3 protein-coding genes are annotated in these 25,032 nt (G+C 63.1%); all 3 read right to left on the reverse strand.

The window, feature by feature from the left end:
- Nucleotides 1–45: 45 nt before the first annotated feature.
- Complete coding sequence (locus LIY45_RS11555; protein WP_226476400.1) at nt 46–10,437, reverse strand: non-ribosomal peptide synthetase; 10,392 nt, start codon at nt 10,435–10,437, stop codon at nt 46–48.
- 129 nt (nt 10,438–10,566) lie between these two features.
- Entirely contained in the window at nt 10,567–18,483 is a 7,917-nt protein-coding gene (locus LIY45_RS11560; protein ID WP_226476401.1) for a non-ribosomal peptide synthetase, read from the reverse strand.
- Between the two features lie 2 nt (nt 18,484–18,485).
- Nucleotides 18,486–25,031: a non-ribosomal peptide synthetase gene (locus tag LIY45_RS11565; protein WP_226476402.1), complete on the reverse strand. Its 6,546-nt coding sequence runs from the start codon at nt 25,029–25,031 to the stop codon at nt 18,486–18,488.
- Nucleotide 25,032: the final 1 nt, after the last annotated feature.

Here is a 25,032-nt window from a genome sequence, read left to right on the forward strand (position 1 = left end):
AGACAGGCGCCGCCGGTGGCGGTGCCTGTCGACACAGGTCAAGGTTCAGGAAGGCTCGGCGACGATGGTCAAACCATCCAGGGCGTCTTCCAGTTCAAGCAACACCGACAGCTCCCTGGGCACCTGAAAGTGCCCGCAGGTCAGCGGAAGGCCAGGCAGGTCGGGGCAACCGATCTGCCGGGCCAGCTCACGTTGTTCATCTTCACGCCCCGCCACCCACCAGCTCAGGGGGCGGGCCGTGACTTTCGGGCAATAATCCAGCTCGCGGGACAGCCGCTTGAGGGTACGGGCGCAGGCAAAGACCTGCGCCAGTTCATCCACCCCCAGGCCCTGCGTGGCCGGCCGCTGGCTGAGGGCCTCACTGATCAGGGCACGCGCGAGCTGCGGGCTTTCCTGGCGGGTATCGCTGACATCCACGGCCCCCGCGTCGGGTACCGTCGCCCGCAACAGCTCGCTCAAATCATCCAGCCAGTGGTCCTGCTGTTCGGCGTTGGCGGGTGACGGCACGAAGCTGTCGAGCAACGCGACCAACTCGACCGTCTGCCCCTGCTGCTCAAGCTCAGCCGCCATCAGCAGACTCAAGGTGCCGCCCAGCGACCAGCCCAACAGGCGGTAAGGGCCTTGGGGCTGTTTGTCCCGCAGATAGCCGACATAGTCCCGGGCCATGGCCACCAGCGATTGATCCTGCCAGCTCGGGTCCAGCAGTTGCCGGGCCTGGATACCGATCACCGAGCACTTGCCGTTCAGACGGCGCGCGAGCGGCTCATAGTCGAATACCGTGCCGAAACCGGCATGTACACAGAACAACGCAGGCGTGGCCCCGAGCTCGGCATTGAGGGCCAGCAGCGGCACGTTCTTCCCAGGCACGGCGGTGAGCTGCGCAATGCTCGGCTTCTGGATCAGGTCCCGCAGGCGCAGGGTGAAACCGAACTTCTTCAGGCTGCGGGACTTGGCCACCACTTGCATGCTGAGGATCGAATCACCCCCCAGCTCAAAGAAGTTGTCCGTTACCCCGACCCGCTCCACCTTGAGAACGGTTTGCCAGATATCCGCCATGGCCTGCTCCAACTCGTTGCGCGGTGCCACATATTCACTGCGCGCATCCGGCATCGGCAGGGCGTTGCGGTCCAGCTTGCCATTGGGGTTGAGCGGCAGCCGGTCGAGCACGATCAATTGCGCCGGAACCATGTACTCCGGCAGCGCCTGCTTCAAGCGCTCGCGCAGTTGCTCAACGATTGCGCCGCCCTCATCGCCGTTAAGCGTGACATACCCAAACAGTTGATTGCCGCCAGGCCCCTCGCGCACCACGACGGCGGCATGCCCGACCTCTTGCATCTCATTGAGGCGGGCCTCGATCTCTCCAAGCTCGATACGGAACCCGCGGATTTTCACCTGGTTATCCAGGCGACCGAGGTAGTCGAAGGTACCGCTCTCGCGCTGGCGCACCAGGTCGCCGGTGCGGTACAGGCGACCGCCCGGGGTAAACGGATCGGCCACGAAGCGCTCGGCCGTGAGCGCGGCACGGTTCAGATAGCCCCGTGCAACACCCTCCCCGCCCAGGTATAACTCGCCCGCGATACCCGCCGGCAGCGGGTTGAGGTCGATGTCGAGGACGTAGGCACTGCGTTGGCCCACACATTCGCCGATCGGCGCATAGATCGCCCCGCACGCCTGGCCTTCGGCAGCCTTCCAGATCAGTGGCGTCACCACGGTTTCAGTCGGCCCGTAGCCATTGATGATGTACTGCGGTTTAAGCGCCTCACGGGCCAGGGCATAACTGGCCTCTGGCACCGCGTCACCGCCAAAGCAATAAATCCGCACCGGCGGCGGGTTGCCATCGAGCCGTGCGTGTTCGGCCAACTGCAACAGGTACACAGGTGGGAACGCTGCCACAGTGACGCCGTGTTGGTGCATGGCCTCGTAGGTCTGCTCGGGGGCCCAGAGCTCGTCGTCACGCAGCAACAGGCAACCGCCGTGCGTGAGCGTCGTGAGCCAGCGCTCGTGGGCACCGTCGAAGGCGAATGACATAAACAGCAACTCGCAGTCGGCGGGACTCATTTCGTAGCGCTCGCCCACCGCACGGCAATGCATCGCCAACGGTCCATGACTGACCACCACGCCTTTGGGCTGCCCGGTAGAACCGGAGGTGTAGATCACGTAGGCGAGGTTTTCCTCGTGCACCCGATGGGTTGGCACGGTAACAGGCCACTGGCTGCCGTCCAGGCGGTCAAGCTCCAGCACAGGCAACGCCGGGCTGATCGGCAAGCTGGCGGCGAGCCGCGAGTCGGTCAACAGTAACGCGATGCCGGAGTCCTGGATCAAAAAGCTCAGGCGCTCACGCGGATAAGCGGCGTCGACAGGCACATAGGCGGCGCCCGCCTTGAGCACCGCGAGCAAGGCCACAATCATGGTTTCGCTACGAGGCAACGCCACGCCGACCCGTACTTCCGGCCCCACGCCTTCGGCGATCAGTCGATGGGCCAGCTGGTTAGCGCGGGATTCCAGCTCGGCGAACGACAGGCTTCGGTTACCGACCTTGACCGCCGTTGCGCTGCCCTGGTGCTCGGCCCAGTACTGGATGCGCTGCTGGACCAAAGGCTGCGGCAGGTTTTGGACAGGGCTCGGGGCGTACACGGCCGGCGTGTGCAGCAGGCCGAGATTGCCGACACGCTGGTCGGCGTTCGCGGACAGTGCCAGCAGCAACGCTTCCATGTTGGCCCGGATCCCTTCCACCGCCACGTCGCTGAAGCATTGGCGCAGGTACATGTACTCGATCGCCAGGTAGTCTTCCAGGGTCACCATCAGGTCCATCGGAAAGTCTGTCAGGCCTGCCCCGCCGACATCGCCAAAACGCAGTGAATCATCCTTCCACTCCCGCAAAGTGCGATCCAGCGGTTGGTTTTCAAAGACGATGATGCTGTCGAACAAAGCCTGCCCGGAACGCCCGGCCCAACGCTGGATATCCCCCAGCGGGGTGTATTCATGGTCGCGCAGCTCCAGGTTGACCCGCTGCACAGCCTGCAGCCACTGGCCCACACGGGCTTGCGGATCGACGTCGTGGATCACCGGCAACGTGTTGATGAACAGCCCCAACATGCTCTGCGCGCCCGGCAAGGCACTCGGACGCCCGGCCACGGTAGCCCCGAAGCACACACTGCGCTGGCCACTGTAACGGCTGAGCAACAACAACCATGCGCCCTGCACCAATGTGTTCAGGGTGATGCGCTGCGCGGCGGCAAATGCCTTCAAACCCTGGGTCACCTGGGGTGTAAAGCGGCTGTACAACGCCTTGTGCCCATGCTCGCGCTCGCCGCTGGCGAAGGCATCCGCCAGGTAAGTCGGCTCCTGGAACTCGGCCAACTGGCGGCGCCAGAAGGTTTCGCTGATCACACGGTCCTGCTGACGCAACCAGCCAATGTAATTGCGATACGGCACCACAGGGTCCAGGGTTTGCCCGGAATATCGGGCCAACACTTCGCCCATCAACTGGGACGTGCTCCACCCGTCCAGCAGGATATGGTGATAGGTCCAGATCAGTTGATAACGGTCATCCGCCAGGCGGATCAGCACCACACGCTGCAACGGCGCTTGGTCGAGATTAAAGCCCCGCAGGCGCTCGTCCCGTGCCATGTCCTTGATCAACCCGTCCGTGGCCGCCTCATGGCGCCAGTCGAGTTCCGTCATCGGCAGGGCAACGTCGCGCAGGACGAATTGCAGCGGCTCGTCCAGGTCTTGCCAGAGGAACCCGGTGCGCAACACGTCGTGCCTTTGCGCCACGTCGGCCCAGGCCTGGCGCAAGCGCTCTACGTGCAAGCCGTCGACCGACACGTTGAGCTGGTTGATGTACAGCTCGTCTTCAGGGTTGCTGTTCAGCCCCAGGAACAACATGCCCTGCTGCATCGGTGAAAGGCTGTACACGGCCTCGACCTGCCCATGGGGAAGGGGCAAGGCTTGCACCTGCTGTTCGCTCAACCCATGCAGGGTGACCGGCTGCGTATTGGCCTGGGCATGAACCGGGGTCACGATGGCGGCCAGTTTCTCGATGGTCTGTTGCAGGAACAGATCCTTGGGCGCCATCTGCAAACCCGACTGCCGGGCCTGACTGACCAACTGGATCGAGATGATGGAGTCCCCGCCCAAAGCGAAGAAGTTATCGGTGATCCCTACCCGGGGCAGGTTCAGCACGTCTTGCCAGATATCCGCCAATTGGCGCTCGATCGCCGAACGCGGGGCAACGTAGTCAACCAACGCCTGGCTGACATCCGGCGCTGGCAACAGGTTGCGGGCGAGCTTGCCGTTGGCCGTGACGGGCATGCCATCCAGGCTGATCAGGTGCGCAGGCACCATATAGTCCGGCAGCCCCTGGCCGAGGAAGCTTGCCAGCTCGCTGCGCAACGCATCGCCAGCCTGGGCTGAGGCACTGGTCGCCGGTACAAAATAGCCAACCAGTTGCGTGCCCAAAGGCCCGTCTACCGCCAGCACCACCGCTTCGCGAACCTGCGGATGCTCCATCAACCGCGCCTCGATCTCACCCAATTCAATGCGCAGGCCACGGATTTTCACCTGATGGTCAATACGCCCGACGTAGTCAATGACGCCCTCCTCCCGGTAACGCGCCAGATCGCCGGTGCGGTACAGGCGGCCACCTCCCACCGGGTCGAAAGGGTCGGGTACAAATCGCTCGGCGGTCAGCGCCGCACGTTGGTGGTAGCCCCGGGCAAGGCCAATGCCCCCCAGGTACAGCTCTGCGCTGACACCGCGTGCTGCGGGGTTCAGGCTCGACTCAAGAATATGGGTCTTGAGGTTATCGATCGGCCTGCCGATCGGCACGCTGACCCCGTGCTCTTCGCCGCAGGTCCAGTGGGTGACGTCGATGGCGGCTTCGGTCGGACCATAGAGGTTGTACAAGCCTGCGCCAGGCAGACGGGCACGGGTCTGCTCCGACAGAGCCTTGGACAGCGCCTCGCCGCTGCAGATTACGCGGCGGATGCCACGACAGGCTTGTACCCCCTCACACGCCATGAAGGCCTGCAACATCGAAGGCACGAAATGCAGGGTGCTGACCTGATAGCGCAAGATTGCATCGCGCAGGCGTTCCGGGTCGCGGTGTTCTCCTGGCTGGGCAACCGCCAGCCGCGCGCCGGCCATCAACGGCCAGAAGAACTCCCAAACCGAGACGTCGAAACTGAAAGGGGTCTTTTGCAGCACCGTGTCATCGGCGTGCAAGGCGTAAGCCTTCTGCATCCAGTTGAGCCGATTCAGCAACGCCTCATGGGTATTGCCTACCCCCTTTGGCCGGCCGGTGGAGCCCGAGGTGTAGATCACATAGGCCAGGTTACCCGGTGCCAGCGACGGCTCAGGGTTACGGTCGCTGTAGCCCTCCAGCCAGTCTCCGTGCTGATCCAGGCAGACGGTTTGCACCGACTCCGGGACCGGTATTTGTTGCAGTAGCGCGCTCTGGGTCAACAGCAAGCCCACCCCGCTGTCGGCCAACATATAGGCCAGGCGGTCCGACGGGTAATCCGGGTCGAGGGGCACGTAGGCGCCCCCCGCCTTGAGAACCGCCAGCAAGCCGATCACCATCTCAAGGCTACGCTCCAGGGCCACCCCCACCAACACTTCCGGGCCGACGCCCAGTTCCTGCAGTTTGTGCGCCAGGCGGTTAGCCTCTTGATTGAGTTGCGCGTAGCTCAGGGTTTGCTCTGCAAACAGCAATGCCGTGGCATGAGGCTGCTGGCGTACCTGATACTCAAACAGGCGATGGGCATAGCGCTCACCGGGGTAGACGGCTTCGGTGCGGTTCCAGGTGCGCACGATTTTACGGCGCTGTGCATCGTCCAGCAGCGCCAGGTCTTCAACCCGTTGCGAGGGTTGCTCGATGACCGCCAGCAGCACGTTGCGCCAATGCTGCCCCAACTGCTCGATGGTGCCGGCATCAAACAGTTCGCTGGCGTAGGTGAACGCTGCCGACAGGCCATCCTGATGCTCGACGGTGTCCAGCGTCAGGTCGAACTGCGTGCTGTGGGCCTGCCAGTCGAGCCCTTCGACAGTAAGCCCCGGCAATGGCTGACGGCTGCTTTTGGCATCGGTCTGGTGGTTGAACATCACTTGGAACAACGGGCTGTGGTTCAGGCTGCGCTCGGGCTGCAACACATCGACCAATTGCTCGAAGGGGAGGTCCTGATGGGCCTGGGCCTCCAGCGCTGTCTGTTTGACCTGTTGCAATACCTGGGCAAAGCTCACCAACGGTTCGAATTCGGCCTTGAGCACCTGGGTGTTGACGAAAAAACCGATCAATCGCTCGATATCACCCCGTGTACGGTTGGCCACCGGCACGCCGACACGCACCTCGGCCTGCCCCGAATAGCGATGCAGCAAGGTCTGGAACGAGGCCAGCAGCAGCATGAACAGCGTGACACCCTGGCGCTGGGCCAGGGCCTTCAGGTCATTGATCAACGCAGGTTCGAGGGTGACCACCACTTGGGCGCCGGCACGACTGGGCGATGCCGGGCGCGCACGGTCGGTGGGCAACGCCAGCACAGGCTGCTCGCCGCCAAGTTTTTGCGTCCAGTACGCCAACTGCCGGTCGCGTTCGCCGGCCGCCATCCATTGGCGTTGCCAGGCGGCGTAGTCGGCATACTGGATCGGCAACGGGGCCAGGTCCACCGCCTGGCCCTGGCTGAAGCCGGCGTAGAGTTGCACCAGTTCGTCCACCAGGATCGGTGTCGACCAACCGTCAGTCACGATGTGGTGCAGGGTCAATACCAGCACCTGCTCCTCGTCGCTCAAGTGCAGCAAGCGTGCCCGCAGCAACGGTCCGTGCTCCAGGTCGAACGGCTGCTGCACCAGGGCCTGAACCCGCGCGGCCAACTGCGCCTGCCCGGCCAGGGTCTCCTTTTGCAGCACAAACTCGCCGGCCGGATGGATGACCTGCAACGGCGTATTGCCGTGCTGGGTAAACGTGGTACGCAGGGTTTCGTGGCGGCCGATCAATGCTTCGAACGCACGACGCAGCGCTTCGCTGTCCAGGTGCCCGCTCAGGCGCAAGGCCGCGCTGATGTTGTAGGCGGCGCTGGTGGGTTCCAGTTGCCAAAGAACCCACTGCCGTTGCTGTGCGTAAGACACCGCAATGGGTTGGCTGCGGTCGACCGGGGTAATCGCCTGCACGCTGGCAGCGCTCGCTGCCCGCCCCGCCAGTTCGGCAAAGCCAGCCAGGTCCTGGGCCTCGAACAGCCGGCGCAGCGGCACTTCCAGGCCCAGGCGCTGACGGATACGGCCGATCATCTGCGTTGCCAGAAGGGAATGGCCACCCCGCTCAAAAAAGTTATCACTCAGGCCAACTTGCTCGACCTTCAGCACCTGCGCCCAGATCTCAGCCAGCGCCATTTGCAGCGGGGTGTGCGGCGCCACATAACTCCCTGGCGGGGCACTGCTGGCGTCCAGCCGCGGCAGGGCCTTGCGGTCCAGTTTGCCATTGGGTGTCAGCGGCATCTTTTCTACAAAGGCCAGGTAGGTCGGCACCATGTAGTCCGGCAGCTGTTGTTTCAGGCAGGTTTTCAGGGTTTGTCGCCAGGCATTCTGGGTCTCGTCATCGGCCTGGTGGGCGCTTGGGTCGTGGCCGACCAGATAAGCCACCAACTGCTTGCCCAACGGCCCGTCGATGTCGATGACCACCGCTTCGCGCACGTATTCGTGAGCCTGCAGGCGCGCTTCGATTTCGCCGAGCTCGATACGGAACCCGCGAATCTTCAACTGGTGGTCGAGACGGCCGATGTACTCAAGCACGCCCTCTTGACGGTAGCGCACCAGGTCACCCGTGCGATAAAGACGGCCGTTGCCGAACGGGTCCGGCACAAAGCGTTCGGCCGTCAGCCCGGGACGTTGCAGATACCCACGGGCCAAGCCCTCCCCCCCGATGTACAGCTCACCACTGACGCCCACCGGGACAGCATCGAAGTTGCCATCCAGCACATGGAACGTGGTGTTGCCGACAGGGCGTCCCAGCCAGACGTCGCTGCTGCGCTCCACATAGTGCACGCCCGACCAGATGGTGGTTTCCGTCGGGCCGTACAGGTTCCACACATGGCCCGCCTGAGCGATCAGGCGTTCGGCCAACTCGGCAGTCAGTGCTTCGCCACCGCAGAGGACTTTCTTGCCAGCCAGAGCCTGCGGGGGAGCGGCATCCAGCAGCATGCGCCAGGTGGATGGGGTGGCCTGGATCACGCTGACGGCTTGCTCGTCGATCACCTTGAGCAGCGCGTGGGGGTCCTGGTTCTGCTGGTCTTGCAGCAGCACCACACAGGCGCCCCGCAGCAGCGGCAGGTACAGCTCAAGGCCTGCGATGTCGAAGGATAACGAGGTCAGGGACAGCACACGGTCGCCGGCGTCGACGCCCGGACGTTCAGCCATGGTCCAGAGGAAATTGACCAAGGCGTCGTGGCGAATCGTTACGCCCTTGGGCAAACCCGTGGAGCCGGAGGTGTAGATCACATAGGCCAGGTTCGCCGGCAAAGCCAGCACCGGCAGGTTTTCTTCGCTGCAGTCACCCAACCAGCCGGGAGCCTGGTCCAGGCACAGACTGCTGACCGTGGCCGGCACCGCCAGTTGTTCCACCAGGCTGCCCTGGGTCAACAGCAGCTTCAGGCCGCTGTCGTTCATCATGTGCGCCAGGCGTTCACGAGGGTAGTTCGGGTCCAGGGGCACATAGGCACCGCCGGCCTTGAGGATCGCCAACAGGCCGACAATCATCTCCAGCCCGCGCTCCAGCGCCACGCCCACCAGCACCTCCGGGCCGACACCCATGTCGCGCAGCTTGTGCGCCAGTTGGTTGGCCTGTCGATTGAGCTGTCGGTAGGTCAGCGACTGCCCGGCAAAGGTGAGTGCACAGGCATCCGGAGTGGCTTGAACCTGCGCTTCAAACAGTTGCGGCACACAGTGTTCGCGAGGATAGGACGCGGCAGTGCGGTTCCAGTCCTGAACGATGCGCTGGCGCTCGTCGGCGGAAAGTAGCGGCAACTCGTTGATCCGCTGCGCAGGCTGTTGGCCAATGGCAGTCAGCAGGTTGTGCCAGTGCCGACCGAGCTGTTCGATGGTACGGGCATCGAACAGGTCAACGGCGTAGGTCAGGGAGGCCGACAGGCCGGCAGCGTGCTCGGTGGTGTCGAGGGTCAGGTCGAACTGGGTGGTATGACTTTGCCAGTCCAGCCCACTGACCGTCAGGCCCGGCAAGTTACGGCTGGTGTTGGCAACCTGGGTCTGGTGATTGAACATCACCTGGAACAACGGGCTGTGGCTCATGCTGCGCTCGGGTTGCAGCGCCTCCACCAGTTGTTCGAAGGGCAGGTCCTGATGGGACTGGGCATCCAACGCGGTTTGCCGGACCTGGTGCAGCAAGTCACTGAATCGCAGCTGCGGATCGAATTCGGCCTTCAACACCTGGGTGTTGACGAAGAAGCCGATCAAGCCTTCGGTTTCACTGCGGGCACGGTTGGCAATGGGTACGCCGACCCTGATTTCGCGCTGCCCGCAATAGCGATGCAACAGCGCCTGGAAGGACGCCAGCAGCACCATGAACAAGGTCACGCCGTGTTGCTGCGCCACGCCCTTGAGCGATGCAAGCAACGCCACGTCCAGGTCCATCGCCACGCGCGCACCGGCGCCGCTGGGCACCGTCGGGCGCATGCGGTCGGCGGGCAGTTCCAGCACCGGCTGCTCGCCCCCCAGCTTCTCCAGCCAATACGCCAATTGACGCTCACGCTCGCCGGCTTCCATCCAGTTGCGCTGCCACAGGGCATAGTCGGCGTACTGGATCGGCAACTCAGGCAGCGTGACCGCCTGGCCTTGGCAGTGGCCGGCGTAAAACTGCACCAGGTCGTTGACCAGAATCGGCATCGACCAGCCGTCAGCAACAATGTGATGCACCGTCAATACCAGCACATGGTCCTGCTCACTCACCCGCAGCAAGTTCATGCGCAGCAGCGGGCCTTGCTCCAGGTCGAACGGCTGGGCGGTCTGTGCCTGGACGTACGCCTTGATCTGCCGGTCGAGGTCGGCGCCCGCCAACGGATCGACCTGCAAAGTGAAGCCTCCCGTCGGATGCACCACCTGCACGGTCTGGTCATCTTCCTGGCGAAAGGTGGTGCGCAGCACTTCATGGCGCTCCACCAATGCCTGGCAACTGGCGCGCAGGGCATCCACATCCAGCACACCTTCCAGGCGCAGCGCGGCACAAATGTTGTAGGCGCTGCTGTCCGGTGCCAGTTGCCAGAGAAACCATTGGCGCTGCTGCGCGTAGGAAAGCAAAGGAAGCTCGGCACTGGCCCTTTTGAATATCGGGGTGAGCCCATAGAGGTTGACGCCCTGTCGCTTGAGCAAGGTGGCCAGCGCCTTGCGTTCCTTGGGTGACAGTGACTCTACGGAATCGAGCAATGCTTGCACTTGAACCTCTCCTACACCAATACCGGCTCAACGCCCGGGGGCACGCGGGGGTGTTGAACACATGAAAGAGCCGGACAATGTCCGGCTCCTTGAATGCTGCAATGTGGGAGTCAGGTGTCCCTCTCCCTCCTACAAAGTCAGCTCATCAATTTCCTCTGTAGTAAGACGTTTGAGGGCCTCCAAAGATTTAGCCAATTCGCTGTGAATCGTCTGACTCTGGTCCTGCTTGCCGGCGGCCACCTTGCTGAACGCCGCCAGGGTCGGATGTTCGAACAGTTCGCGCAGGCTGACCTCGATCGATAACTGCTCGCGCACACGCACCACCACTTGCACCACCAGCAGCGAGTGGCCACCCAGTTCGAAGAAGTTGTCACCCAGGCCTGCCTGCGGCACTTTCAACACATCGGCCCAGATGGCGGCCATCTGTTGCTCCAGCTCAGTCACCGGCGCTATATAGTCCGCCTGCAACTGGCTGGCCGAGGGCTGCGGCAGTGCCTTGCGGTCCAGTTTGCCGTTGGCGGTCAACGGCAAGGCAGGCAGCATCACCCACTGCGCTGGCACCATGTAGCCCGGCAGGCTGGCACGTACATGCTCCGCCAGCGCGGTACGCAGCTCGCCCAGCACCTGCGGGCCGGCCTCGATCAGCGCCGGGTCGCGAGGCACGCAGTACGCAACCAATTGCTTGCCACCGACACCTTCGACATCCACAACCACCACGCCCAGCAGCGCCTCGTGAGCCTGCAGGCGCGCCTCGATCTCTCCGAGCTCAATGCGATAACCGCGAATCTTCACCTGGAAATCGGCTCGGCCAATGTACTCCAGCACCTCACTGCCAGGCTGCTGCCGGGCCAGGTCGCCGCTGCGGTACAGGCGCCCGCCGGGACGGCTGCTGAACGGGTCGGGAACGAAACTCAGCGCGGTGCGCACCGGGTCACCCAGGTAGCCGCGCCCTACTCCCACACCGGCAATGTGCAGCTCACCCGTAGCCCGTGCCGGCATCGGTTCGAGCAAATCATTCAGCACATACAAACGGTTGTGATCGGTGCGCGTGCCAATCGGCAAGTGCGTTTGCCCAGCGGGCTCGCGGACGCGGTACAGGGCCACGTCGTCAGAGCATTCCGCGGGACCATAGGCGTTGATCAACTCGATCTGCGGGTAGCGTTCCAGCCAGCGGGCAGCGAGTGCGGGCGGCATGGCTTCCCCCGTAGTCAGCAAGTAACGCAAGGCGGGCAACGCAACTGCGGGCAGCTCCAATACCGCCTGAATCATCGCGGGGACGCACTCCAGTACGCTCACGCCGGCGGTGCGTGCATGCTCCAGCAACTGTTGCGGATCCTGGGCAATGGCATCCGGGATGATGTGCACCCGGGCACCGCACAAGGTGGCGGTCAGCAATTGCCACACACTGATGTCAAAACTCTGGGACGCTGTCTGGGCAATCACATCCGCCGCGCTCAAGCCCAGGTAAGGGATTTTGCTCAATTGGTTATTGAGCATACCGGCCTGTTCCACCATGACGCCCTTGGGCACGCCGGTGGAGCCCGACGTGAAGATCACGTACGCCAGCAGGCGCCCGGCCTCCAGCGGCAGTGTGCGCAAGGGGCTGGTCTGCGACGGTTGCGCCTGCACCTGCTCCCAGACGAGCAAGGCCGGTGGCTGCTCAAGCCCCTCGAGCAACTGCCGGGCAAGGGTGTGGCACGCGCTGTCGCACACCAGCACCGACGCACGGCTTAAGCCCAGTACATCCGTCAGGCGTTTCAGCGGCAGGTTCGGGTCCAGGGACAAGTAGCCCGCACCCGCCTTGAAGGTGCCGATCACCATGCCCAGCAACGGCAGGTCGCGTTCACCCAGCACAGCGACCAGGCCATCGGCCTCGACGCCTGCCGATTGCAGGACCCGGGCCAATTGGGTGGACTGCACGTCCAGTTGGTCATAGGTCCAGCTACGGCCCTGGCAACTGGCGGCGATACGCTGGCGGTTATCCGCAACGGTTGCGCCGAACAACCGAGCATAGCCCTCGTTGAGTGACGCCGGCAGTTGATCGACTTCGGACACGCCGTGGCTCAGGCCCGGCAATTGATGGAACGGTTGATCCAGACCCTCGGCCAGCGCCAGCAACGTGGCCTGGAAATCAGCCAGCAAGGTTTCGATGGTCGCCGCGTCGAACAGACGCTGGTCATAGGACAAATGCAGGCCCAGCACTTCACCCGGGTACACCACCACCGTGATCGGGTAGTTCGTGTGGGTGCGAGAGGTCCCGGCCTGGACTTTCATGCTCGCCGCCTGCACCCCCACGCTGGATTCCACCGGAGCGTTTTCGAACACGAACAGGCTGTCGAACAGTGGTTGCCCGGCGCCGATTTCACTGCAAGCCTGGACAGTCACCAACGGCAGGTGTTCATGCTCGCGCAACCCCAGGTTATGTTCGAACAGTGACTGCAACCACGCCCTGGCACTCTGCGTGGACCCCGCTCCCGGCACGGCTACCCGCAGCGGAATACTGTTGATGAACAGCCCTACCGTCGCCTGCATTTCCGGGAACTCGATGGGCCGCCCCGCCACGGTGATGCCGAACAGTACGTCCCGTTCGCCGCTGTAACGTTGCAACAGCATTGCCCAGGCCCCTTGCACCAGGGTATTGACCGTCAGTTGTGCGCTCTGCGCCTTCTGAGCCAATGCGGCACTCTGTTCGCGGCTGAAGTAGACGATCCGGTCGTCCACCGTCGCCTCCCCTTGTTCACGGTTGATGGTGTGGTCGAACGGCAACGGCGTCGGCCGCTCGAAACCACGCAGGGTGTCCGTCCAGAATTGCTTGGAGGCCCCCTGATCCCACCCTTCGAGCAAGGCAATAAAATCACGGTAGCGCGAAGGCACCGGCAGTTGCACCGGCACGCCCTTGAGCAGCCCGTCATAGATTTTGAAGAACTCATCCACAATGCCCATTCGGCACCAGGCGTCCAACAGCACGTGGTGGTTGCTGAAGACGAAACCAAAGCGCTCCGGCGCCAGCTGGATCAGGCGCAGGCGGAACGGTACTTCCCTGGCCAGATCGAAGCCCTGGTGCAACTCCTCCGCCAGCTCGGCAGCCAGCTTGCTTTCGTAATCGGCACTGTCGACGTGCTGCCAATCGTAGAAACGAATGGCCGGCTCCGGTCGCCGGTGAACGATCTGCATCATGCGCTCGCTGACCTCCCAGCAGAATGAGGTACGCAGCACTTCGTGGCGTCCGACGACGAGCTTCCAGGCCTGCATAAACGCCGGCACGTCAATGCCATGCTCCACCAGATAGCAATACTGCATCATGTAGATGCCCGAACCGGGCTCCAGCAAGGTGTGCAATAACAGGCCTTCCTGCATCGGCGACAGCGGGTAAATGTCCTCGATGTCCCGCGCAGCCACCGGCAGGCGGTCCAGTTGCTGCTGGGTCAGGCCGGCCAACGGGAAGTCCCCCGGCGTGACGCCTTGGCTGGTTTCGTCAAGGCAGTGTTCGATCACCTCCTTGAGTGCCTGCTCGTAGGCACTGGCCAGGCGCTGCACCGTGTCCTCGCGGAACATCTCGCGGCTGAAGGTCCAGTCCAGGGTCAGCTCGCCGTCATACACCTGGCCATTGATGCTCAGCCAGTTACCCAAGGGCGCATCGTCGCTCTGACGCTTGCCGGTGCCTTCGCTGGCCGGCACGAACAGCGCGCCCTGGTCCCGGGCGAAACTGCCGTCGAACTGCCCGAGGTAATTGAACGTCACCCGGGCTTCGGGCAGCGCACGCAGTTGAGCGGCAAACGCCTCGGCACCGAGGTAACGCAGCACGCCGTAGCCGATCCCCTTGTTGGGCACCTGCCACAGTTGCTGCTTGATGTATTTGATGCTCTCGCCAACCGAGGCCTGGGGTGTGAGCTTGACCGGGAACAAACTGGTGAACCAGCCGACGGTACGGCTCAGGTCGACGTCGTCGAACAGGTCTTCGCGACCATGACCTTCCAGGGCAATGCTCACCGCCGGCTGCCCGCTCCACTGGCACAGCACGCGGGCCAAGGCAGTCAACAACAAGTCGTTGACCTGGGTGCGATACGCCACGGGCGCCAGCTTGAGCAGTTTGTGGGTCAGGTCCTTGTCCAGGCGTGACGAGACGCTGGCTGCCTGACGATTGGTCAACGCACCGTCGGCGAAGTCGCAAGGCAACGCCGCGCTCCCCTGATCCAGCGCGTTGAGCCAATAATCACGTTCAGCCGCCAGGGCTTCATCGCCGGCATAGCGCTGCAGATTCGCGGCCCAGAGTTTGAGCGAACTGGTCTTGGCGTCCAGGGTGATGGCGACGCCCTGGTTAGCCTGTTGATAGGCGGCTTGCAGGTCCTCCAGCAGCACGCGCCAGGAAACACCGTCCACCACCAGATGGTGAATCACCAGCAACACACGTTGCTGGCCGTCCGGCAGATCGAACAGCACCGCACGCACCAACCGGCCCTCGTTCAGGTCGAGGCTGCCCTGGGCTTCATCGGCTGCATTGGGCAGGTGCGCGAGGTCATCCAGGGTGTTTTGCCAAAGGATGGGCTGAGGCGCACGCACCCGCAGTTCAGCACGCCATTGGCCTTGCTGCTCGCTGAAACTCATGCGCAACGCATCATGGGCCTGCACCAGCGCTTGCAATGCGGTTTCCAGGGCCGCCGGGGCCAGGCGTTCGGTGGGGGTCAACAGCACTGACTGGTTCCAGCGCTGCCGCTGATCGACAGGCGTCTGGAAAAAACGCGCCTGAATCGGCAACAACGGGACGCTGCCATTCACGTCCTGCACCGGCCGGGGCGCCGTGGTGCGAGGTTTCTCCTCAACCCGTTTGGCCACTTGTGCCAACAGACCGACGGTCTGCTTTTCGAACAATTGCTTGGGAGAAATCTTGATGCCCTGGCGTTTAGCCCGGGCAATGATTTGCAGGCTGAGGATTGAATCGCCGCCCAACGCGAAGAAGTTATCCGTGGTGCCCACCTGCTCAAGCTTGAGCACATCAGCCCACACACTCGCGAGCGTCTCTTCAATCTCGCCCACAGGTGCCACGTACTCGCGACTGACCACTTCTGGTTGGGGCAAGGCACGCTTGTCGAGCTTGCCATTGAGGGTCAGCGGCAAGCGCTCGAGCAGCAGGAGATGGGCCGGGACCATGTAGTCCGGCAAACGTGCCTGCAACTGCGGGGCCAGTGTCGCAGCACTGATGCCCGGGGCCGCCACACAATAGGCAACCAGTTGCAGACGGCTCGGATCACTTTCCAGGGCTTGCGCCAGGACCACCGCGTCCTGCACACCCTCGAGGGTGCGCAACAGCTCGGCGATTTCCCCAGGTTCAACCCGGTAACCGCGAATTTTGACTTGCTCATCGGCACGGCCCAAAAACTCCACCCGGCCCTGTTCGACACGTGCCCGGTCGCCCGCCCGATACAGGCGCTCGCCGTGACGCGCCTGCGGGTCCGGCACAAAACGCTCGGCGGTCAGTGCCGCACGGCCCAGGTAACCCTGGGCAACGCCCTGCCCGCCCAGGTACAACTCACCCGCCACCCGTTCAGGCACCGGGTTCAACCCACTATCCAGCACCCGCACCCGGCTGTTGGCCAGCGGCCGGCCCACCGGCACGGTGCGATAACCCTCGAGGTTTTCCAGCACTTCATGACTGAGAATCCCCACGGTGGTTTCCGTTGGCCCGTAATGGTTGACCACGCGGCAATCCGGATGCAGTTGACGCACCTTGTCGACCAATGACCAAGGGCACGCCTCGCCACCGACAATCAGCAGGCGCCGAGGCAGCACAGCACCCGCGTCGGCGGCCTGCAGCAGCCCCTGCAAGTGACTGGGCACAATTTTCAGCACATCCACCTGATGCTCGTTCATGTAGCTGGCAAAACTGTCCGGGTCGAAAGCATGGTCCTTGGTCAGCAGGTGCAACAGCCGGCCGCTGGCCAGTGCGCCAAACAGCAGGGTGTGACCCAAATCCGCGGCCACGGTCGATGCCATGGCCATGCTCGCCCCCGCCGGTACCTGCAAGCGTTCCAGAACACCTTGCACGTAGTTGGCCAGCATTTGGTGGCTGAGTACCACGCCCTTGGGTTGGCCGGTGGAGCCCGAGGTGTAGATCACATAGGCGGTGTGCTGGGGCAATACGTCGCGGCTCACGGCCGCGTCATCGCAGTGACGCCAGGTAGCCGGCTCAAAGGCCAGTACCGGGCAGGCGTCCAGTTGCGCCAACCGCTCATCGCCAGAAGGACGAATCAGCAAGGCCGCAGCGCTGTCGACCAATAGCGTTTGCAGGCGTTCGGTTGGCTGGGCGCCGTCCAGCGGCAAGAAGGCCGCACCGGTTTTCAGCACCGCGAGAATGCTGATGACCCACTCAACAGAGCGCTCCTGGCACAAGGCAACCAGGCTGCCGGCGCCGATCTGCTGCTGACGCAGGTAAGCCGCCAACTGGTTCGACTGGCGCTCCAACTGCGGGTAAGTGAGCAGTTGGTTGCCACAGCGCACCGCTGGCGTGTCACCCGCCATTTCCAGCGACTGCCGCCACAGGCCGAGAAAATCGGTGTGCGCAAACGCGAGCACGTCACCTTCCAGGGAAGCCGGGGCGGCGTGTGGATGGTCGAGCAAGCGACTGTCCGGGGCCTGTGCCAATTGCTGCAGCAACTGCTGCAATGACTGGGCGATACGCGCAATGGTCGGCGCTTCGAACAGGTCTGTGGCATAGGTGAACCAGGCTTCGATACCGTTGGGGCTGTCGCTGAAGTCAAACGCCAGGTCAAACCGTGCATCAGCACCGCTCAAGGGGAACTCTTCGACGCTCAACCCGCTCAGCGTCTTGCGGGCGCCTGCACTGCTGGCTTCGCCCGCGACGTTCTGGTTGAGCTTGAACTGGAACAGCGGGTTGTGGCTCAGGTTGCGCTCCGGCGCCAGGGCATCCACCAGTTGCTCGAATGGCAATTCCTGATGGGATTGTGCGCCACCCACCACGTGTTTTACCTGCTCAAGCAGAGCCTGGAAGGTGGTGTATTCATCGACCTGAACCCGCATGACCTGAGTGTTGATGAAGAAGCCGATCAGCCCCTCCAGGTCCTTGCGATTGCGCCCGGCGTTCGGCACGCCGATGCGAATATCTGACTGCCCGCTGTAACGCGACAGCACCACGGCCAATGCCGAGAGCATCAGCATGAACAGGGTCTGGCCGTTTTTCTGCGCCAGCGCCTTGAGGCTTGCCGACAAGGCCGGCGCAATATCCGCCCGCAGCACGGCGCCCTTGTAGCTGGCCTGGGCAGGACGCGGGTGGTCCAGAGGCAACTCAAGCACCGGTTGCTCACTGCCCAGTTGTTGTTGCCAATACTGCAACTGACGCTCGCCCTCGCCCGCTTCCAGCCAGGCGCGCTGCCAGATGGCGTAGTCGGCGTATTGGATCGGCAACGGCGGCAGGTTCACCGCCTGCCCGGTCACCAGGCTGTCATAGCACTGCACGAAGGTCTCGACCATCAGTTCGCTGGACCAGCCGTCACTGACGATGTGGTGCATGCACACCGTCAACACATGCTCGTGCGCATCCAGGCGGAACAGTTTGACCCGCAGCAGCGGGTCGTTAAGTAGGTCGAACGGCCGGCTCAGCGCCTGCTTGACCAGGGTGTCGAGCGTTGCACGGTCGTCCACGGTTTCGTGTTCCAGGGCAACGCCTGGGTGTTCGAGGATCTCCTGATAAAACTCGCCGTCTTGAGAGACCAGGCGCGTACGCAAGGTTTCGTGGCGCTGCACCAGTTGGATTAACGCCTGGTTCAGCGCGTCGAGGCTCAGCTCGCCCTTGAGGCTCACGGCCATCGGGATGTTGTAGAAGGAGCTGTCGGGTTCCAGTTGCCACAGGAACATCATGCGCTGTTGCGCATACGACAGCGGGATGCGTGCCACGTCATGACGGGTAGCCGCAATCGGCAACAGCTTGAAGCTCTGGCCGGTGGCCTGCATTTTTTCCAGGATCTGGCGGCGCTGCTCCAGCGGCAGGCCAACGAAACGCTTGGCAATCCGTTCAGCTGTAGTCTTATCCATGTTCAAGCCTCCGTCATTTCGTTCATCAGTTGCTCGATATCGGACAAGCCCGCTTCAGTCAGCGATTGGCCGGCACTTTCCAGGGTTCGTGAAAACTCACTCAAGACAGGTGTCTCGAAGATCTGGCGAATTGGCATATCGATGCCCAGTTGGGTGTTGATTCGGGAAATCGCCTGGGCTGCCAGCAAGGAGTGGCCGCCCAGCTCAAAGAAGTTGTCGTGCATGCCGACCCGCTCGATGCGCAGCACCGTGGCCCAGATGTCACACAGTTGTTGCTCAAGGTCCGTGGCCGGGGCGACGTAGTGAGCCTGCATCTGACGCGCATCCGGGGCCGGCAAGGCCTTGCGGTCGAGCTTGCCGTTAGGGGTCAGGGGCAGCTCGGCCATCCACATCAGGTGCGCGGGCACCATGTAGTCCGGCAGGCTGCTTCTCAAGTCCTCGCGAATGCGCCCCAGCAACGCGGCCTGGACCTCGGCGTCGGCATGCAGGATGGCCGCATCGGTCGGCACCAGGTAACCCACCAGTTGCTTGCCGAGCACGCCATCGATATCAATGACCAAGGCGTCGCCCAGCGCCGGGTGCTCCAACAGCCGCGCACTGATTTCCCCAAGTTCGATGCGAAAGCCACGAATCTTCACCTGATGATCAATGCGCCCGACGTATTCGATTACGCCGTCTTCAACGTAGCGTGCCAGGTCGCCCGTGCGGTACAGGCGACCTCCAGGGTGTTCGCTGAACGGGTCGGGGATAAAACGCTCCGCCGTCAGCGCAGGGCGATGGTGATAGCCGCGCGCCAACAGCCCGCCGCCGATCTGCAGCTCACCAATGGCGCCGGGAGCGGTCAGGCCCGCGCTGTTATCCAACAGGTAAATCGAGCGCCCGCCCAAGGCCTTGCCGATAGGCATCAACGCCGGCGGTGCCGAACTGTCTGGCGCCGCGAACGCCGTGCAGTCATGAGCGGTGACCGTAACGGTGGCTTCGGTCGGCCCATAGGTATTGAGCAACCGTACATGGCCCAGGCCTGCCTGTTTCCACGCCACGACACCTTCCGGCGGCATGGCTTCACCACCTGCGTGCAACTGGTGCAGGCGCCCGTAATCGCGCGGCCCCTTGGCGGCGAAGTCCTTGGCCAACATGAACCAGTAGGCAGTGGTCAGGTCGACCACGCTGATGTCCTTGTCGATCAATTCACGGTAGAACGTTTCGCTGTCCCACAACGCCGGCCCGCGTATCACCACCGAGGCGCCGCAGGTGAGTGCGGGGTACAACTGCTCGACAAACCCATCGAAGTTGAAGGTGGCGAATTGCAGGATCCGGTCGCTCGCCGACAGGTTGAAAAACCCCAGCGAAACCTGGGCGTGCAGGCTCAGGGAGCCCTGATTAATCGCCACGCCCTTGGGCCGCCCGGTGGAACCCGAGGTGTACATCACATACGCCAGGGACTGCGGGTCAACAGGCACGGCCAGGTTGTCGGTGCTGTAGGCGGCCAGCCAGTCGGCCGGCTGGTCAAGGCACAGGCTGGGCAGCCCCGGCGGAATCGGCAGCCGGGACTGCAGGGCGGTCTGGGTCAGCAGCAGGACAATCGCGCTGTCCTCCATCATGTAGGCCAGGCGCTCACGGGGATAGTCCGGGTCCAGCGGTACGTAGGCGCCGCCAGCCTTGAGGATGGCCAGCAGGCCGATCACCATGTCCAGGCTGCGCTCAACGGCAACCCCAACCAACACTTCCGGCCCCACACCCAGTTCACGCAGTTTATGGGCCAGGCGGTTGGCCTGGCGATTCAGCTCGGCGTAGCTCAGTTGCTCATCACCCATCAGCAGCGCCGGTGCCTGGGGCTGCTCGTGCACACGCGCTTCGAACAGGCGCGCCACGTCGGTATCGGCCAAGTGGGTGGTCTGTGCCCCCTGGCACCAGTCGCGCTCAAGGCGTACCTGCTCCTGCGGCGAGAACAACGGTAACCGGTCGACGCTCACTTGGGGCTGTGCAGCCAAGGCGTGTAACAGGTTCAACCAATGTTCAGCCATGCGTTCGATGCGGGCGTGGTCAAACAGGTCGCTGGCATACACGAACGTCGCCAGTACACCGTCCGAACGCTCCACGGTATCGAGCGACAAATCGAACTGCGAGGTGCCTTCGATCAGGTCGAGTTCCTGCACATCCGCACCGATCAGACTTTGCCCCGTAACCTGCTCGCCCAGGTCGCGCATGTGGTTGTACATCACCTGGAACAACGGGTTATGGCCAAGGCCACGCTCCGGCGCCAACTCCTCCACCAGCACGTCGAAGGGGATGTCCTTGTTGGCCTGGGCCTGCAGGCTGGTTTCCTTGACCTGGGCCAACAACTGATTGAAGGTCGCGGTAAAATCCACCCCGACCCGCACCACCAGGGTGTTGACGAAAAAGCCAATCAGGCCTTCCAGTTCCAGGCGGTTACGGTTGGTCACCGGCACACCGACGTTGATCTTTTCAGTGGCGCTGTAACGCGCCAGCAGCAAGGCGAAAGAAGCCAGGAAAATGTGGAACAAGGTGGCATTGGCGCTCACCGCCAAGCGGCGCAAACCGACCGCCAGTTCAGCGGGCAGGCGCACGTCAATGCGCCCGCCACGGTAGCTCTGGACCTGCGGCCGAACGCGGTCGGCGGGCAGTTCCAGCACGCTGAAGTCATCTTCCAGCCGGGTTTTCCAGTAGCCCAGTTGGGCCTGCATCTGCCCGTCGTTGAGGCGCTCGCGCTGCCACGTGGCATAGTCTGCGTATTGCACAGCCAGCGGCGCGAGCGCGACAGGTGCCTGCCCTGAAACCCGGGCGTTGTAGCTGGCGATGCACTCACGCACCATCACACTCATGGACCAGCCATCGGAAACGATGTGGTGCAGCGTCAGCAACAGCAAATGCTCCTTGGCCCCGACTTGCAGCAGCTTGATACGCAGCAACGGGCCGTTCGCCAGGTCAAAGGGGCGCTGGATCTCCTCCTGCAACTTGAGCTCCAAAGCCTGGCCCTGCAACGCACCGATGAATTCCTCGGCGAGGGGCACCGAAAGGCTCGGCAGGACTTTCAGGCAGGGCACGCCCTGCTCTTCCACAAACACGGTGCGCAGACTTTCATGGCGCGCCACCAGCGCATCGAATGCCCCGCGCAGCGCCAGCTTGTCCAGACTACCGCTGACTCGCACGGCCATCGGCGTGTTGTAGGCCGAGCTCTGCGGGTGAATTTTCCAGAACAACCATTGCCGGTGCTGGGCGTGAGACACCGCGAGGTTCTGCTGGCGATCAAGGATTCGAAACGGCGCGTCATCCGCGCCGGCCTGGCCGGTGATGTCGGCGCAGAAACTGCGCAAGTCCGCGGTGTCGAACAGCAATCGCAACGGGATATCCAGGCCCAACTGGCGGCGCGCCCGGGAGACGATTTGCGTGGCCAGCAACGAGTGTCCGCCCAGTGCGAAGAAGTTGTCGCTCACCCCCACACGCTCGACCCCGAGCACCTCTGCCCAGATGCTGGCCATGAGTTTTTCATGGTCGGTGACGGGAGCCTCGTACTGGCGCTCATCACCCGCGGCGCCCGGGGCCGGCAGACGGCTGGCGTCGACCTTACCGTTGGCAGTGAGGGGCATTTCATCAAGAAAAACGATCTGCCCAGGGATCATGTGCTCGGGCATAAAGCCCCTGAGCGCCTGTTGCAGCTCGCCGCCTGAAGCGTTCAGGGCCGCCTCATCCTGCGGCGCCTGGCTGGCAACCACGTACGCAACCAATTGCAGCGCATCGGGCACACCGGTGACCCGGACCAGCGCCTTCCTGACGCCCGGCAGCGCTTGCAGACGCTGCTCGACTTCGCCTGGCTCGACCCGATAGCCACGAATTTTCACCTGATGGTCCATGCGCCCGATAAACCGCAAAGCGCCAGCTGGATCACGCCGCACAAAGTCGCCGGTACGATACATCCGCGAGCCGGCAGGGCCCTGCGGGTCCGGCACGAAGCGCTCGGCCGTCAGCCCCGGACGAGCAACGTAACCACGCGCGAGGCCAACGCCCGCGATGTGCAATTCACCCTTGGCGCCACCGAGTGTTGGCAGCAGGCTCGCGTCCAGCACCTGTACCCGGACGTTATCCAGCGGGCCACCCAAAGGAAGCGGTTGCCCGGCTACCAGCGGCGCCGTCAGCGCGCCCACCGTAGCTTCGGTCGGCCCGTAGTGATTGATGACCGCAAGCGCTGGAGAAAACCCGGCAATCCGCGACAGCAAAGCCTCGGAGCAGGCTTCGCCACCGAGGACCAGGCACTCGCGGGGCAACACTGCACCGCTGCCGCTGGCCGAAAGCATGGCATCCAGGTGCGACGGTACGATCTTCAGCACATCGATCCGGTGTTCGGTCATATAGGCCGCAAATGCATCCGCATCCAGCACCCGCTCCCTGCTCAACAGGTGCACGGTCTTGCCATTGCACAGCGCACCGTAAAATACCGTGTGCCCAAGGTCCGCAGCCGGGGTGGAAGTCATCGCCAGGTTGTGGATGTCGGCCATCGGCAAGCGCCGCGAAACAGCCTGCACGTAGTTGACCAGTGCACCATGGGAAACCGCGACGCCCTTGGGCGTGCCAGTGGTGCCGGAGGTGTAGATGATGTAAGCCAGATTACCCGGCGCAACCTCAACGCCAGCTGGCGTACCCGGCAGATCCGCGATGCGGTCGAAGGCGATCGACTGTATGCCCACAGGCAACGCTTGCGCCCAATCCGAAGGAGCGAGGACGTGAACAATGCCTGCATCTTCAAGCATAAAGGCCAGGCGCTGGGCCGGCTGGTCAGGCTCGAGGGGCACATAGGCTGCACCGGCCTTGAGGATCGCCAGCATGCCCACCAGCATGCCCGGTGACCGGTCGGCCACCACACCCACGGCCTGCTCCGGCATAACACCTGCCGCCTGCAACTGCTGCTGCAACTGCCCGGCCTGCCGGTTCAGTTCACCGTAGCTGATGGCATGGCCCTCATGGACCGCTGCCACACGCTCGGGAAAATCGCGGGCCACCTGTTCGATCAGGCTGTGCACGCAGGTGTCCGGCTCGACGGCAAGCCCGTCCTGAGCCCGCAATTGCTCATCCAAGGGCCATTCACCGATGGGCAGTCCGGTTTCCTGCGCCAGGCCCCGCAGCACCTGCACCCAATGCTCAGCCAGACGGGCAATGGTCGCCCGGTCAAACAGGTCGACAGCAAAGGTAAACGCCGCCTGCAACTGCCCGTCACTTTCAACGGTATCGAGGGCCAGGTCGAAGCGCGCCGTGGTCTTGGGCTGGGCGAATTTTTCCAGCACCAGCCCGGAGCGGGTCTTGATGGTCTGGACGTCCGTCACGTTCGCCTGGTGGTTGAACAACACTTGGAACAAAGGACTGTGGGCGGTGCTGCGGTCAAGGTTGAGCACCTCCACCAGTTTCTCGAACGGCAGGTCCTGAAAGGACTGTGCCTCCAGCGCGCTGACCTTGACCCGGCGCAACAGCTCAGCCGTATCGATCAAGGGGTCAATGTGGGTGTGCAGCACCTGGGTATTGATAAAACACCCAATCAACCCCTCGACCTCAGAACGCTGCCGATTAGCAACCGGCACCCCTACGCGCTGGATGTTTTGCCCGCTGTAGCGGTACAACAACAAACTGAAGGAAGCCAGCATCAGCATAAACAGGGTGACATTGTGTTTTCTGGCGACGCCCCTCAGTTGGGCCGCCAATTGCGGGTCGATATCCACGGCGTACTGCTCGCCACGATGCCCCGGCACCGCAGGCCGTGGACGGTCGGCCGGTAATTCGAGGACCGGATGCTCGTCACCGAGCTTGTCCAGCCAATAGGCCAGTTGCCGTGCCTGCTCACCCGCTTCCAGCCAACTGCGCTGCCACAGTGCGTAATCGCGGTACTGAATGGGCAAGGCCGGCAACGTCGCCGTTTCACCCGAACTGGCAGCATCGTAGAGCCGCACCAGTTCATCGATCAGAACCCCCATCGACCAACCGTCGGCGACGATGTGGTGCAACGTCACCAGCAACAAGTGTTCGTCATGGTTTTTCTTCAACAACTTGATACGCAGCAAAGGCCCTTGAATCAGATCGAACGGTGCAAGGGCTTCGGTACGGGTGACTGTGTCGATCCGCCCGTCGCGCTCAGCGTCTTCGAACCCTGAAAAGTCGATGAATTCGACCCTGACCTCGCCGGCATCAAGGACGTGCTGAAGCACCTGGTCATCCTGCTCGCGAAACACCGTACGCAAGGTTTCGTGACGGCCCAGCAGACTATCGACAGCCTGCTGCAACGCTTGCCGATCCACCTCACCCAGCAACTTCACGGCCATGGGCAGGTTGTAGGCACTGCCACGCGGGTCCAACTGCCAGGCAAACCACATACGCTGTTGCGCATAGGACAAGGCGTCCCGCCCCGCCACCTGCACATCGGACGCAATGGGAAAAAGCGAAAAGTCGACGTTCTCCGCTTTCAAGGCTTCAAGAAACAAATGCCGCTTCTGCGCAGGCAACTCGATAAAACGACGAGCGAGTCTAAGTGAATCTTGAGCGTTCATG

It is taken from the genome of Pseudomonas sp. MWU16-30323 (genome assembly GCF_020515595.1).
In the GTDB taxonomy this organism is placed as follows: domain Bacteria; phylum Pseudomonadota; class Gammaproteobacteria; order Pseudomonadales; family Pseudomonadaceae; genus Aquipseudomonas; species Aquipseudomonas yamanorum.

What these genes read in the sequence shown, in the direction of transcription:
- LIY45_RS11560 (WP_226476401.1), bottom strand. Translation starts at nt 18,483, where the DNA reads ATGGATAAGACTACAGCTGAACGGATTGCCAAGCGTTTCGTTGGCCTG.
- LIY45_RS11565 (WP_226476402.1), bottom strand. Translation starts at nt 25,031, where the DNA reads ATGAACGCTCAAGATTCACTTAGACTCGCTCGTCGTTTTATCGAGTTG.